The sequence below is a fragment of the Pseudoroseomonas sp. WGS1072 genome, from assembly GCF_049340465.1.
GTDB lineage: Bacteria > Pseudomonadota > Alphaproteobacteria > Acetobacterales > Acetobacteraceae > Pseudoroseomonas.
The window spans coordinates 91,013-104,684 of record NZ_JBMPSU010000002.1; the positions used below are offsets into that span (position 1 = coordinate 91,013).

Below are 13,672 nucleotides of genomic sequence, written 5' to 3' on the forward strand. Positions count from 1 at the left end.
GACCACCAGGAGAAGACAATGAGCGGGACCATCGCCGGACGCCCGAGCCATGCCGGGCAGATCGTGCTGGTGACCGGCGCCGGGCAGGGCATCGGCGCCGCCATCGCGGAGGGCTTCGGCCGGCGGGCCGCCGCGGTCGGCGTGCTGGATGCCTATGCGGAGCGGGCGGAGGAGGTGGCGGCGGCGATCCGCGAGGCGGGTGGGCGGGCCGAGGCCGTCGCCGCCGATGTCGCGGATTTCGACGCGCTGTCCATCGCCGTCACGGCGGTGCAGGCGCGGCTCGGCGGCGCCTTCACCACGCTGGTCAACAATGCCGGCATCTCGCCCAAGCATCAGGGCAAGGCGGCGCCGGTCTGGGAGATGGCGCCGGAGGAGTGGCAGCGCGTGGTGGGCGTCAATCTCAGCGGCTGCTTCAACACCATCCGGCTGCTGGCGCCGGCGATGCGCGAGGCCGGGCGCGGCACCATCGTCAACATGTCCTCCGTCGCCGGAAAGACCTATTCCAGCGTCGTCGGCGTGCACTACGCGGCGACCAAGGCGGGGCTGATCGGGCTGACCAAGCATCTGGCCGCCGAGCTCGGGCCGGCGGGCATCCGCGTCAACGCCATCGCGCCGGGCCGCATCGACACGCCGCTGATCCGCACCGTCGATGACAGCATGAACGCGGCGCAGGTGGCGGCGACGCCGCTCGGCCGCCTCGGCCTGCCCTCCGAGGTGGCCGATCTGGCGCTCTACCTCACCTCCGACGAAAGTTCCTTCATCACCGGCCAGACCGTCGATGTCGCCGGCGGGATCATGATGACGTGACGGGAGAGATCGCGGATTACATCGTCGTCGGCGGCGGCTCGGCCGGATGCGTGGTGGCGGCGCGGCTGTCGGAGGACCCCTCCACGCGGGTGCTGCTGCTGGAGGCGGGACCGGAGGACCGCGACCTGTGGATCCATGTGCCGGCCGGCTATGCGCGGCTGTTCGCCAGCGGGCGCTATGACTGGAAGTACGCGACCGAGCCGGAACCCGCGCTCGAGGGCCGCAGCATCAACTGGCCGCGCGGCCGGGTGCTGGGCGGCTCCGGCTCGATCAATGGCCTGGTCTTCCTGCGCGGCTCGCCACGGGATTACGACCGTTGGGCGCAGGCGGGGGCGCGCGGCTGGGCCTATGACGACGTGCTGCCCTATTTCCGGCGGATGGAGGACTGGGCGGGGCCACCGGGAGAGACGCGCGGCAAGGGTGGGCCCCTGCCGGTCAGCCAGGTGGCGCGGCTGTCGGAGGGCGCGCGCGCCTTCATCGCCGCCTGCGAAAGCCTCGGCCTGCCGCGCAACGCCGACATGAACGACGGCGCGGTGGATGGCGTCATGCCGATCCAGATGAATGTGCGCGGCGGCCGGCGGGTCTCGACGGCGCGGGCCTATCTGCGCCCGGCGCGGCGGCGGCCCAATCTCCGTGTCGTCACCGGCATCGAGGCGCGGCGCCTGCTGGTCGAGCAGGGCCGCGCCATGGGTGTGCTGGCGCGCCGCGCCGATGGCACGGAGGAGACCTTCCGCGCCGCGCGCGAGGTGGTGCTCTGCACCGGCGCCATCGCCACGCCGAAGCTGCTGATGCTGTCGGGCATCGGCGACGGCGCCGATCTCGCGGCCTTCGGCATTCCCGTGCTGCGGCACAGCCCGGGCGTCGGGCGCAACCTTCAGGACCACCTGATCGCCCGCCTCGCCTTCCGCACCCGCCCCGCCGGCACGCTGAACGAGATCATGGCCAGCCGCCTCGGCCTGACCCGCACGGTGCTCGGCTACGCGCTGCGGCGCGACGGCCCGCTGGCGGTGGGCGCCACCGAGGCCACCGCCTTCGCGCGCGTGACGCCGGGCGCGGAGGAGGCGGAGGTGCAGTACCAGTTCATCAACTTCGGCCTGAACCCCGGCAGCTACGTGCTGCCGCCGCTGCCGGGGGTGATGATCAATTTCGGCCAGTGCCGGCCCGAGAGCCGTGGCGAGATCCGGTTGCGCGGCCCCGACCCGGCGGAGCCTCCGTTGATCCATGCCAACTACCTCGACGCGCCGCAGGACCAGCGCATCATGCTGGAGGGCGCGCGGCTCGGCCGGCGCATCGGCCGCGCCCTGCCCTTCGCCGGGCTGGTGCGGGAGGAAATCGCGCCGCCCGCCGGGCAGGACGATGACGCGACGCTGCTCGACCACATCCGCCGCACCGGCGGGACGGTCTATCACCCCTGCGGCACCTGTCGCATGGGGGCCGATGACGCCGCCGTGCTGGACCCTGAGCTCAGGCTGCGCGGCATTGCCGGGCTTCGCATCGCCGATGCCTCGGTGATGCCGCTGGTGCCGTCCTCGAACATCCAGCCGGCGGTGATCATGGTGGCGGAGAAGGCCGCAGACCTGCTGCGGCGCCCCTGATGCTTCCGATCCGGCCCGGCGCCGTCAGCCGCGCGCGGGGTCCAGCAGGGCCGCCACCCTGCCGGCCAGCTCATTCTGCCGGAAGGGCTTGCGAAGCAGGGGCAGGCCCTCCGGCAGCAGCTCGGGGTCGGCATAGCCGGTCAGCACCAGCAAGGGCAGGCAAGGATATGTCGCCCGCAGCCGGCGGGCCAACTCGACACCGCTCATGCCGGGCATCACCAGATCGGTCACCACCAGGTCGCAGCCCGCGCCCTGCTCCAGCGTGGCCAGGGCGGCCTCGCCGCTGGGCACCTCCGTCACCTGATGGCCCAGATCTGTTAGGAAAGCCGTGGTGATGCTGCGGACCCCGGGATCGTCATCCACCACCATGATCCTGGCGCGCGCCGCCCCCGCCGCCGGCTGGCCATCCTCTTCCTTCGCCTCGGCCCGTGGCCGACGGGCGCGGGGCAGGAGCAATTCCACCGTGGTCCCCCGCCCCGGCTCGCTGCTGAGCAGGGTGGTGCCCCCCGACTGGCGGCTCAGCCCATAGACCATGGACAGGCCCAGGCCGGTGCCCCGCCCGACCTCCTTGGTGGTGAAGAACGGCTCGAAGGCCTGGCGCAGGACGGCGGGCGCCATGCCCGCCCCGTCGTCGGTGACCGCGATGGACACGTAGTCACCGGAGGGCAGGTCGGCGGCCTCGCCGTCCGCCAGGCTGACATTGCGCGTTGAGATGGTGATGGTGCCGCCCTGCTCCATGGCGTCGCGGCTGTTGATGCAGAGGTTGAGCACGGCGAGGCTCAGCTGCTCGGGATCGACCATGGCCTGCCAGAGCTCTGGCGCCAGGTGCCAGCGCAGCCCGATCCCGTTGCCGATGCTGCGCTGGATCAGATCCTCGGTGTCGCGCAGGAGGCTGTCCACCACGGTCGGCTGCAGCTGGAGATCCCGCTTGCGGCTGAAGCTCAGCAGCCGCTGCGTCAGGGAGGAGCCGCGCTCCGCCGCCATGATGGCGTTCCGCAGCAGCCGCTGGCGCCGGCTGTCCCCATCCTCGATGCGGGTCAGGAGCTCGAGCGTGCCGAGAATGGCGGTCAGCAGATTGTTGAAGTCGTGCGCCACGCCGCCGGCCATGGTGCCCAGCGCTTGCATCTTCTCGGACTGATGCAGGCGCTGCTCCAGGTTGCGCTGGTCGGTGATGTCCTGCTCCAGAACGGCCAGATGCGTGATCTGGCCGCCGCGGTTGCGGATCGGCGTGCGGGTCACGCGCACCCAGCGCGTCATGCCATCCTGCTGCCGCTGCTCCACCTGCTCCGCCGGCAGGCCGCTCTCCAGCGCCGCCGCCTCGGCGGCGAGCAGGGCCTCCTGGGCCGGCGGGTCGAGCATATCCGCCTCCCGGCGATGCAGGCATTCCTCCACGCTGCGTCCGAGGGACTGGGCCTTGGCCGCGTTGAGGCGGACGAACTCGCCTGCCTCATCCTTGAAGCTGACCGCCGCCGCGGAGCTGGCCATCAGCCCCTGCAGCAGGGCCTGTTCCGTCTCCAGCGCCTGCGCCAGCCGGTAGCGCGACACGGCGCCGCGCACCATGCTGAGCAGGCCGGCGGGCTCCCAGGGCTTCGGCGCGTAGCCGGCGATGCGGCCGTTGTTCACCGCGTTGATCACCGCCTCGAGGTCGGCATAGCCGCTCAGCAGCAGGGCTTCCGCGGTGGTGATCTCGCGCGCGCGCGCCAGGAACACGTCGCCCGGCATCTCCGGCATGCGCTGATCGGAGATGATGACATGCACCCGCGGCTCGCGCGCCAGGATCTCCAGCCCCTGCGCGCCCGAGCCGGCGGTCAGTACGCGGAACTCATCCTCGAGGAGATCCGAAAGGGCGACGAGGATCTCCTGCTCGTCGTCGACCAGCAGGATCGTCGCCGGACTGCGATCAGGCATGCTCGGCCGCCGTGTCCGGCTCGCGCGGCACGCTGATCAGGAAGCGTGCGCCGCCGGACTCGCCGTCATCGACAAGGATGGTGCCGCCATGCGCCTGAATGACGTTGTAGGCGATGGCCAGCCCGAGGCCGGTGCCCTGGCCGACCGCCTTGGTGGTGAAGAAGGGCTCGAAGATGCGGTCGCGCATCGCCTGCGGCACGCCCGGCCCGGTGTCGGTGATCTCGATCTGGTAGTCGCGCATGTCGTTCCGGGTGGTGATGGCGATGGTCCCCCCCTCGGGCATGGCATCGGTGGCATTGCTGATGATATTCATGACCACCTGGTTCAGAAGCGCGGGGGAGCAGCAAAGCTCCGGCACGGCCGTGTAGTGGCGCTGGACGATGACACGGTCGCCCAGCTTGTGTGCCAGCAGCGCCAGCACCGTGTCCAGGGCATCGGGGACATTCACAACCCGGAAGGCGTCCTCCTGGCGCGAGAACTTGCGCAGATTCACCACCACCTCCTGGATGCGGCGCAGCCCCAGCGCCATGGCGCCGACGCGCTCCCGGCAGCGGAGGAGCTGCGGCCGCCCCTCGGCCGCCTCCGGCATCGTCGCCTCGATCTGGCCGAGCAACCGCTCCACCGTGCCCTGATGCGCCAGGATGAAGGCCAGGGGATTGTTGATCTCATGCGCGATGCCGGCCACCAGCTCGCCGAGCGAGGCCATCTTGGCGGCCTGGACCAGCTTGGTCTGGGTGTCCCGCAATTCGCGGTTGGCGCGCTCCAGGGCCTCGGCCAGCGCGGCCTTGGCCTGGGCGGCGGCAGCCTCGGCGCGGGCCCGCTCCACGGCCGTCAGCCGCGCCCGGCTCTCCTCGGCGGCACGCCGGTCCTCCTCCTGCAGCATCTTGCGGCGCAGGGCGGCGTTGATCCGCAGGACCAGAACCTTGGCATCGGCGGAGGCGGGGATGATGTCGTCCGCCCCGGCCTCGTAGGTGCGGGCCATGGCCTCGTGCCCGGCCGGGTCCTCGGCGCCCAGGGTGATGATCTGGAAGCCGGCGCCGGCGCCGGGGTCGCGCAGCGTGCCCAGGCGGCGGCAGAGGTCCGCGGCCTCCCCGCCCTCCTGCGGCATGCCGAAGACCACGCCGTCCCACCGGTCGCGCTGCTCCGCCACGGCCGCCAGGGCCGCCTCCGGCCGGGCGAAGGGCGTGACCTCGTGGCCGCTGCGCTCCAGCAGGCCGGTGAGATAGCTCCGGTAGGTCGGGCTTTCATGCAGCACCAGCAGGCGGGCGCGGCGGAACGGCGCGGCGGCCGTCTCCGGCGCCGCCGATGCGGTCCGCTGCCGCAGCAGCGCGCGGATGCGCGGCAGCAGCATCTCCGGCGCCGCCGACTTCGCCACATAGGCATCGGCGCCGCTCTCCAGCCCCTGCCGCTCCAGGTCGCCCTCGCGCGCCTCGGTCAGCATCAGGACGGGGATGGCGCGGGTCCGGCTGTTCAGCCGGATCTGCCGCACCAGCTCATCGCCATTGATCCCCGGCAGATGATAGTCGGCGATGACCAGCGCCGGCAGCGGGCCGTTCAGCGCCTCCAGCGCCAGCTCGGCGGTGGCCACGCGGCGCACCGGGAAGCCGTGGCCCTCCAGCATGTGGCGCATCTGCAGTGCCTGGGTCTCGGAATCCTCGACCAGCAGCAGCGGCCCGGCGGACTCGCTCATGCCCCCCGCCCCCGCGCCATCTGCGCCAGGCGTGGCCCGATCAGCGGCAGCGGCAGGCTGAGACAGGAGGCGCCCAGCCGCACCGCCGCCGCCGGCATGCCGTAGACCACCGCCGTGCTCTCATGCTCGGTGAGGGTGAAGCCGCCCGCCTGGCGCAGCTCCGCCAGACCCAGCGCGCCATCCTCGCCCATCCCGGTGAGCAGCACGCCGACGGCGCGCGGCCCCAGCGCCGCCGCGACCGAGCGGAACAGCAGGGTGGCGGAGGGGCGCTGGCTGGCCAGCGGCCGCCCGGCGCTGACCTGCATCAACCCGCCCGGGCCGAGGAGGAGATGCCGGTCGCCGGGGGCCACGTGGACATGGCCGGGGCGCGGCGCCTCGCCATCCCGCGCCAGGCCGACCTTGAGCGGGACCAGCCCATCCAGCCATTGCGAGAAGCCCTCCATGAAGGCGCCTCCCATATGCTGCACCAGCAGCACCGGCAGCGGGAAATCCGCCGGCAGCGCGCCCAGCACCTGGGCGAGGGCCGGCGGCCCGCCGGTGGAGGCGGCGATGGCCAGCAGGCGCGGCGCCTCCGGCTGCGGCGCCGGAACCGCCTCCGGCCGGAGAACGGGGCCCGGCGTGACGCCACGGCGGCGGATGACCGGCACCTGGCTCATGATCGAGAGCTGGGTACAGATGGTCTCGGCGATGCGGTCGTGGCCACCGCTCTCCATCCCCACCGGCTTCTCGACCACCGCCAGGGCCCCGGCGCGCAGCGCGTTCATGGAGATCCGCAGCGAGGCATCCTCGACGCTGTCGGCGATGACGACGATGGGTGTCGGCTGCTCCGCCATGATGCGGCGGGTCGCCTCCAGCCCATCCATGCCGGGCAGGCGGATGTCCATGGAGATCACGTCGGGGCGGATGCGCGGCAGCTCGCGCAGCGCCTCCTCGGCCGAGCCGACCGCGGCGACCAGGCTGAGGCGCGGATCGCGCGAGACGATATGCGCCAGGAGGCGGCGCACCACCGCGGAATCCTCGACGATCATGACGCGGGCGGGCGCGGAAAGGCTCAAAGCAACTGTCCGATGGTCGAGAGCAGTTCGCGCTGGTCGAACTTCTGCTTGGTCAGATAGGCATTGGCGCCGAGTTCGAGACCGCGCCGGACATCCTCGGGATCCGCCCGCGAGGTCATCAGGATCACCGGCATGGCGGCCAGCCGGCGGTCGGCGCGCATGGCCTGCAGCAGCGCGAAGCCGTCCATGCGCGGCATCTCGACATCCGCCACCACCAGGTCGGGCACCGCGTCGCCGCGCAGCAGGTTGAGCGCGTCGAGCCCGTCCACGCTCAGCAGGACGCGGTAGCCCTGCGCCTCCAGAATGCTCTTCTCCAGCGTCCGCGTCGTGATGGAATCATCCACCACCAGGATGGTGGCCGCCGCGGCCGGGGCGGGGCCCTGCGGCGCCAGGCTGAGACCGGCGGCGGCCAGCCGGCCTTCCTCGCGCAGCCAGCGGCCGATCAGCGCCTCGGGGCTCAGCACCGGCACGGGCGCCGCATTGTCCCGCAACGCCACCCCCATGAGGAGGCTGGCGGCGCCGGCGTCGAAGGGCGCGTCCAGCCCCTCGACGGTCAGTTCCCGCACATCCCACAGGCGGTCCACCGCCAGGGCGCAGCGCCGCTCGCCACTGCGCAGCAGCACGGCCTGGATGTGATCGGCCTCGATGGGGATGGGGAGCGCGGGCTGGTCCAGAAGAAGGGGCAAGGCCATGACAGGGGCGATAACGTCCCGACCCTCGATTCCGATGCGCGCGATGCTGCGGCCCTCGACCTTTTCCAGCCCATCGGCCCGCAGCCGCAGCAACCGCTCCACCCCATGCCCCGGCAGGCCGTAGATCCGCCCGGCGACCTCCACCAGCAGCACCGGCTGGCGCGCCGCGGACAGCGGCAGGGCCAGTTCCACCTCGGTTCCCCAGGGGCGGCGGGGCCGCATCCGCGCGGTGCCGTGCAGGCGCCGTGCCGCCTCGGCCACGACAGAAAGGCCGATGCCGCGGCCGGAAAGCCGATCGACCGCGGCGGCGGTGGAGAAGCCGGGCTCGAAGACCAGCGACAGCAGGTGGTCGGCCGGCGGCGGCGGCGCATCCGCCGGGCGCGGTGGCAGCAGGCCCTGGCGCACCGCCACGGCCTCGATCCGCGCCAGATCCGGGCCCCGCCCGTCATCGAAGACGGTCAGCAGCAACAGGCCGCCACGGATCCGCAGCCGCAGCCCGATCTCGGCGGCTGCGGGCTTGCCGGCGCGGCGACGATCGGCGTCGCTCTCGAGGCCGTGGCCCACGGCGTTGCGCAGCAGGTGGGTGACGGGGTCCTTCAGCGCCTGCAGCAGCCGGCGGTCGGCCTGCAGGTCCAGCCCTTCCAGGCGCAGCAACGCCTCCGTCCCCGCCTCGCGCGCCAGGTCGCGGGCCATCGGGCCGAGGCCGCCCAGCACCGTCTCGGCGGACACCAGGGCGATGCGCTCCACCTGACGGCGGAGCTCGGCCAGCGACGCATCCTCCGCCGCTACCGCCGCGCGCTGCTCCCGCCCGAGCCGCGTCGCCTGGCGCAGGGCGCGGTCCAGCGCCCGGTCCAGCTCCGCCATCTGCTGGCCCCCCGCTCCGGGCCCGCCGGCGCCGCGCCGGGCGGCTTCCCAGCCGCGCCGCAGGCCGCGCAGCTCGGCCTCCAGGGCGGCCAGGCCGGCCTGCAGGGAATCGCGGTGCTGCAGGCCGGCGGCCAGCGCATGCACCGCGCCGGACAAGGCATCGAGCTGGCTGGCACGCAGGCGCAGATAGTCCGGCCCCGTCACGACCTCGGCCGGGTGCACCGGGGCCAGAGCCGGAGTCGGGGCCAGAGCCGGGGTCGGGGGCAAGGGCGGGGCCGGTGCCGCCCCGGACCGCGGTGCCTCGCCCGGCCCGGCCTTGGCGCCCAGCACGCCGTCCAGGGCGCCGAGCGCGGCGGTGGGCCGGGGCGCCGCGCCGCCCGTCGCATCCAGCGACGCCACCTGGCTCTCCACGCCATCCAGCCCGGCCCGCAGCGCCGCGACCACCTCCGCCGACAGCGCCAGGCCGCCTTCCGAGACGCGGCTGAGAACCGCCTCCAGGCGGTGCGCCAGCTCCTCGACGGCAGGCAGATCGACCGCCCGCGCCGCGCCCTTCAGGCTGTGCGCCCGGCGGAACATGTCCCGCAGGTCATAGGGCTCGCCGGCGCTGGCCGCCATCAGGCCGGCGCGGATCGCATCGAGATGCTCGCGATGCTCGGCGGCGAAGGCGGCAAGAAGCTCCTGGCGGAAATCGTTCATGGGCTCAGGCGGCGGTCATTCTCGAACGGGCTCTCACAGGCGGTACCGGTCGGAGAGCGTCACCAGCTGCTGGGAGAGCTGCGACAGGTTGCCCGCCGCCATGTCGAGCTGCCGGGTGCCGGCGGCCGTCTGCTGGCTGGCCTGGCGGATGTTCTGCAGCGCGCTCATCACCTGCTCGATGCCGAGCTGCTGCTGGTTGGTGCTGGCGACGATCTGCTGGAAGGTCTGCACGCTTTCCTGGATCCGTCCGGTGATCTCGGTGATCGTCGCATGGGTGACGCCGGTGCGCTCGCGCCCGGCGGCGACGCGCTTCACCGCCTCCTCGGTCGACATGACGGAGGCGTTGATGCCGCGCTGGATGTCGCCCAGGATCGAGCGCACCTGGTTGGTCGCGTCCTTCGCCTGGTCGGCCAGGGTCTTCATCTCTCCGGCGACCACGGCGAAGCTGCGCCCCTGCTCGCCCGCCGCCGCCGCCTCGATGGCGGCGTTCAGCGCCAGCAGGTGCGAGCGCTCGGAGATGTCGTTCACCGTGGCGATGATCTCGCCCACCGCCTGGGTCTTCTCCGACAGCGCGACGATGTGGCCGGCGACCGCCTCGGCCTGCTCGCGGATCGCGTCCATGGCGCGCACCGTCTCGTCGACCGCGACGAGGCCCGCGGTCGAGGTCTGCGCCGTGGCCTGGGCGGAGGCGATCACCTCCTGCGCCCGCTTGCCGATCTGGCCGCCGGAATGGGTGATCTCGTCCACCGTGGCGGCGGTTTCCTGCACGGCGGCCAGCTGCTCCTCGACGCTCGCCGCCTGCTCCTGGGTGCTGGCGCGGATCTCGGCGGCGGCGGCGTTCAGGTTCTCCGTCGCGTCCCGGCTCTGCCGCGCGAGCTGCCGCAGCCCCTCCACCATGCCGTTCAGCTCGACCCCGAGGCGGCGCAGCTCGGCCGGCCCGTCCTCCGCCGCGCGCCCGCCGAGGTCGCCACGCCCGACCTGCTCCACGAAGGTCATGAGCTTGGCCAGCGGGCGGGCGATGGAGCGACGGATCATCAGCGTGACGGCGATGCCGAGCAGCAGCGCGCCGAGCAGCATCAGCAGGACCGAGACACGGCTCTCCTCGTAGATGTCGAGGCTGGCGCGCTGGCCGGTGACGACGATCTCGTTGAGCGTCTCCTGGATCTGCTGCAGCAGGACCGTGAACTCGGTATGGGCATTGAGCAGGCTGACGCCCTCCGCCGCCACGGCGGACAGGTCGTCGGCGCGGATCGCCTGGAACTGTTCGCCGCTGAGCTCGCGCAGCTGCCGCAGCACGGACCCCGCCTGGGCCAGCTGCTGGCTGATCCGCTGCCAGCCCTCGCGCCGCTCGCGGGTGATGGCCGTGGCGATGTTCTGGGCGGCCAGGCTCTGCATCTCGCCCAGCACGCGCTCGGCCTGGCTGGCGTGGCGCGGCCAGGCCTGCTGCGGGTTCTCGCCCTCCACCGGCTGCTCCAGGCGGCGCACCAGGAAGCGGGCCACGGTGCGGCTGCGCGTCTCCTGCATCCGCGCCTCGGTTTCCTGCAACAGCAGCAACTGGCGCAGCATGGCGACGTCACGGGTGACGACGATCTCGGAGGACTGCGTCACCACGCCGATCTGGTGCAGGCCGTAGGCGCCGAGGCCGACCAGCAGCAGCGTCATGGTGGCGAAGCCGAGGAGGATGCGGTTGGCGATGCTCAAGTCTCGGCCTCCGGGGCGGCATGGCTCTGCGCCAGATAGGGGCGCAGCAGGTGGTGGGGATCGATCAGCGACATCACCGGCCGCCGGCCGGCGGGCAGTTCGCCGGCCAGCTCGGCCGGCAGGGGCGCATGGGCGGTGACCGGCGTGGCGGCATCCTCCGCCGCCAGGAAGGGCAGCGCCGCCGGCAGCCGGGCGAGGCCGAGCGCGCGGTCCACCCGCAGGGCGAAGCGGCGCGGGGTGTGGCGCAGCAGCAGCAGATGTCCCCCCGCCGGGGCGGCGCCCGCGGCGCCCCGGCTCAGGGCGGCGGCCAGGTCGAGGACATTGAACAGCATGCCGCCCTGGCCGCAGACGCCCAGCATGGCCGGCGGCGTCCCCGGCAGCGGCGCGCAGGGCACGAAACTCAGGATACGGAGCACCGCATGCAGCGGCAGGGCGCAGAACTCCTCGCCCAGGCCACAGGCCAGCACGGCGACGCTCGGCTGCGCGCGGCTGCCGGCGGCGCGGCCGGCCAGGGCCCGGGTGCGCTCCTCCAGCAGGCGTTCGGCCTGGCGGCGCAGTCCCGGCAGCGGCGAGAGCCCGCCGGGCATCAGCGGGCCGGGCCTGCGGGAGGAGCCTCGAGATGCAACCGCACCAACTCCCTCAATTGCCTGGCCGTCATGCCGTCCCCTTCCTCCAGCGGCGTGGCGGCGGGCAACTCCCAGGCCAGGCGCGCGGCCGTGGCCAGGGCGCGCCGGCCGGCCATCTGGCGGCCCTCATCTAGCAACAACAGCCCCAGCTGGTAATGGGCCATGGGAAAATCGCCCTTGAGGTAGAGCGCGTCACGGAAGGCGCGCTCCGCCTCGCCGGGCTGGCCGAGGCCACGGGCGATCAGCCCCTTGTAGTAGTGCGGCGCTGGCCGGATCGGCTGCTGCGCCAGCACCGTCTCGCAGGCTGCGCGGGCGGCCGGCAGGTCTCCCGCATCGGCCAACTGGCGGACGCGCCGGAGCGCCACCTCCGCATCCTCGCGCGCCGCCGCGCCCGGCGGCGCCGGCGGGGGCGGCGGAACGGCCCGGCGGGGCGCCGGCGGTGGCCACGACGGAAGGACACGCGGGGGGGGAGGGGGGCCGGAGGGCGGGGGCGGAGGCGGAGGCGGAGGCGGCGGTGCCGCCTCCGGCGGCCGGAGGGCGGCGGCGGGCCGCCGGTAGGCCACGGTGCCCGCCAGGTTCACCACCTCCAGGAACTCCGCGAAGGCGGGGTTCGGCTCGGCATGGCCCAGCAGCAGCCAGCCGCCCTCGGCAAGCCGCTCCGCCAGGGCGCGCACGATCCGCACCACCGTGTCGGGGTGGAAGTAGATCAGTACGTTGCGGCAGAGGATCAGGTCGAATTCATTGATCTGCAGCGGCGACGTGCCGTCGAGCAGGCTGAGCAGGTTGTGCCGCTCGAAGCGCACCATGGCGCGGTGCTCGGGCCGCAGCAGCCAGTCCCGCCCGCCGGGCTGCGGCAGGAAGTCCCGTTCCACCTCCTCCGCCGGCACGCCGCGCAACGCCCAGCGGCTGTAGCGCCCGGCCCGCGCCATCTGCAGCACCGCCTCGTTCAGGTCGGTGCCCAGGAGATAGGCCCGCCATTCCGCCAGTTCCGCCCCCAGGATCCGGCGGAGCAGGATGGCCAGGGAATAGGGCTCCGCCCCGCTGGCGCAACCGGCGCTCCAGATCCGCAGGCCCCGTGACGGCGCCCGGCGCCCCAGGATCTCCGGCAGGATGGTGCCACGCAGGGCGGCGAACTGCTCGGCGTAGCGGAAGAAGAACGTCTCGCCGATGGTGATCTCGGCCTCGAGCGCTATCCATTCCGCCTCGCCCAGCAGAGGATCGGCGAGGCGGTCCAGATAGGCGCCGCAGCCGCGCAGGCCGGTGCGCTGCAGGCGGCGGCGCAGCCGCTCCCACAGCAGGGTATCCTTGTCCTGGTAGTAGAAGTGCCCGGTCCGCGCGATGAGCAACGCCTTCAGCCGCTCGAACTCCGCATCGGGGATGAAGTCCGGGCGCGACCCCGGCATCAGCACGGCGGCATCAGACGGCGCCATCCCATTCCGCCAGGCGCGCCTGTTCCGCGTCGCGCAGCGCCGCGAGCCGCGACCGCTCCTGCGCCAGCAGGATCCGCTCCGGCGCCAGGAGATGCACGAAACCCTCGGGCGTCTCGATCTCCGCCGCGGCGCATCCGTTCAGGCTCTGCTCCGGCGCGAGCGGCCGCAGCGCGGAGGCGGGGGCCGGCATCATGTCCAGCACGCGGTCCACCAGCAGGGCGAGATCCTGCCCCGGCAGCACGCCCGCCGTCAGGACGAGGTGGCGGTAGAGCGCCGATTCGGCCCCGCCGGCGGGATCGGCCAGGCCGAGGAGGCGGGGCAGGTCGAGCACCGGCACCGCCGCGCCGCCCAGGTTCAGGAAACCGGCCAGGGGACGGGGCAGGCCGGGCGGCCGCCAGAGGCGGGGCAGCGGCAGCAGCTCCCGCACCGCGGCGGCCGGCAGGGCACAGCGCCGGGTGCCCAGCCGCAGCAGCAGGTAACGGCCGGGCGCGGCGATGCCAGAGGAGATGCCGGGGGGATTGATCGTCACGACTCGCGGGCCTCCTGACAGCCGCCTCGATAGCATCGGTGCCGCCCGTCACAAGCCCCCCTCCCCGGCCCCGCCGGCT

The 13,672-nt window shown here is 73.3% G+C and carries 10 protein-coding genes; 2 read left to right on the plus strand and 8 right to left on the minus strand.

Annotation, left to right across the window (positions count from 1 at the left end; translation table 11 throughout):
- Positions 1–18: 18 nt before the first annotated feature.
- Together fabG and ACF3NH_RS18620 are read left to right on the plus strand one after the other, a co-directional pair.
- Positions 19–807 carry a 3-oxoacyl-ACP reductase FabG gene (fabG, locus tag ACF3NH_RS18615; protein ID WP_198366796.1) on the plus strand — a complete coding sequence of 263 codons (789 nt, stop codon included), beginning with the start codon at positions 19–21 and terminating at the stop codon, positions 805–807.
- Positions 804–2,402 (plus strand): GMC family oxidoreductase, encoded by a 1,599-nt coding sequence (locus ACF3NH_RS18620; protein WP_422924987.1) that lies wholly within the window; start codon positions 804–806, stop codon positions 2,400–2,402. Before fabG ends, ACF3NH_RS18620 begins: the two co-directional genes overlap by 4 nt.
- Before the next feature lie 24 nt (positions 2,403–2,426).
- Here the strand turns inward: ACF3NH_RS18620 and ACF3NH_RS18625 are convergent, their stop codons facing one another.
- Genes ACF3NH_RS18625 through ACF3NH_RS18660 form a run of 8 tightly spaced genes read right to left on the minus strand, consistent with a single transcriptional unit; the run spans position 2,427 to position 13,593 of the window.
- Entirely contained in the window at positions 2,427–4,310 is a 1,884-nt protein-coding gene (locus ACF3NH_RS18625) for a response regulator (RefSeq protein ID WP_422924989.1), read from the minus strand.
- The gene (locus tag ACF3NH_RS18630; protein WP_422924991.1) at positions 4,303–6,000 is read right to left on the minus strand and encodes an ATP-binding protein; all 1,698 of its coding nucleotides are present in this window, start codon (positions 5,998–6,000) and stop codon (positions 4,303–4,305) included. The genes ACF3NH_RS18625 and ACF3NH_RS18630 overlap by 8 nt, the downstream gene beginning before the upstream one ends.
- Positions 5,997–7,028 carry a chemotaxis-specific protein-glutamate methyltransferase CheB gene (gene cheB / locus ACF3NH_RS18635; protein ID WP_422925354.1) on the minus strand — a complete coding sequence of 344 codons (1,032 nt, stop codon included), beginning with the start codon at positions 7,026–7,028 and terminating at the stop codon, positions 5,997–5,999. The genes ACF3NH_RS18630 and cheB overlap by 4 nt, the downstream gene beginning before the upstream one ends.
- A 23-nt stretch (positions 7,029–7,051) precedes the next feature.
- Positions 7,052–9,307 (minus strand): hybrid sensor histidine kinase/response regulator, encoded by a 2,256-nt coding sequence (locus tag ACF3NH_RS18640; protein ID WP_422924993.1) that lies wholly within the window; start codon positions 9,305–9,307, stop codon positions 7,052–7,054.
- A 33-nt stretch (positions 9,308–9,340) separates the two neighbouring features.
- Positions 9,341–11,008 carry a methyl-accepting chemotaxis protein gene (locus ACF3NH_RS18645; RefSeq protein WP_422924995.1) on the minus strand — a complete coding sequence of 556 codons (1,668 nt, stop codon included), beginning with the start codon at positions 11,006–11,008 and terminating at the stop codon, positions 9,341–9,343.
- Positions 11,005–11,595 (minus strand): chemotaxis protein CheW, encoded by a 591-nt coding sequence (locus ACF3NH_RS18650; protein ID WP_422924997.1) that lies wholly within the window; start codon positions 11,593–11,595, stop codon positions 11,005–11,007. The genes ACF3NH_RS18645 and ACF3NH_RS18650 overlap by 4 nt, the downstream gene beginning before the upstream one ends.
- Complete coding sequence (locus ACF3NH_RS18655) at positions 11,595–13,064, minus strand: CheR family methyltransferase (protein WP_422924999.1); 1,470 nt, start codon at positions 13,062–13,064, stop codon at positions 11,595–11,597. Before ACF3NH_RS18655 ends, ACF3NH_RS18650 begins: the two co-directional genes overlap by 1 nt.
- Complete coding sequence (locus ACF3NH_RS18660; RefSeq protein ID WP_370592006.1) at positions 13,051–13,593, minus strand: chemotaxis protein CheW; 543 nt, start codon at positions 13,591–13,593, stop codon at positions 13,051–13,053. Before ACF3NH_RS18660 ends, ACF3NH_RS18655 begins: the two co-directional genes overlap by 14 nt.
- Positions 13,594–13,672 lie beyond the last annotated feature (79 nt).

Excerpts from the sequence above, each read along its gene's own strand:
- fabG (WP_198366796.1), top strand. The coding sequence starts at position 19 with ATGAGCGGGACCATCGCCGGACGCCCGAGCCATGCCGGGCAGATCGTG.
- ACF3NH_RS18625 (WP_422924989.1), bottom strand. The coding sequence starts at position 4,310 with ATGCCTGATCGCAGTCCGGCGACGATCCTGCTGGTCGACGACGAGCAG.
- ACF3NH_RS18630 (WP_422924991.1), bottom strand. The coding sequence starts at position 6,000 with ATGAGCGAGTCCGCCGGGCCGCTGCTGCTGGTCGAGGATTCCGAGACC.
- cheB (WP_422925354.1), bottom strand. The coding sequence starts at position 7,028 with ATGATCGTCGAGGATTCCGCGGTGGTGCGCCGCCTCCTGGCGCATATC.
- ACF3NH_RS18640 (WP_422924993.1), bottom strand. The coding sequence starts at position 9,307 with ATGAACGATTTCCGCCAGGAGCTTCTTGCCGCCTTCGCCGCCGAGCAT.
- ACF3NH_RS18650 (WP_422924997.1), bottom strand. The coding sequence starts at position 11,595 with ATGCCCGGCGGGCTCTCGCCGCTGCCGGGACTGCGCCGCCAGGCCGAA.
- ACF3NH_RS18655 (WP_422924999.1), bottom strand. The coding sequence starts at position 13,064 with ATGGCGCCGTCTGATGCCGCCGTGCTGATGCCGGGGTCGCGCCCGGAC.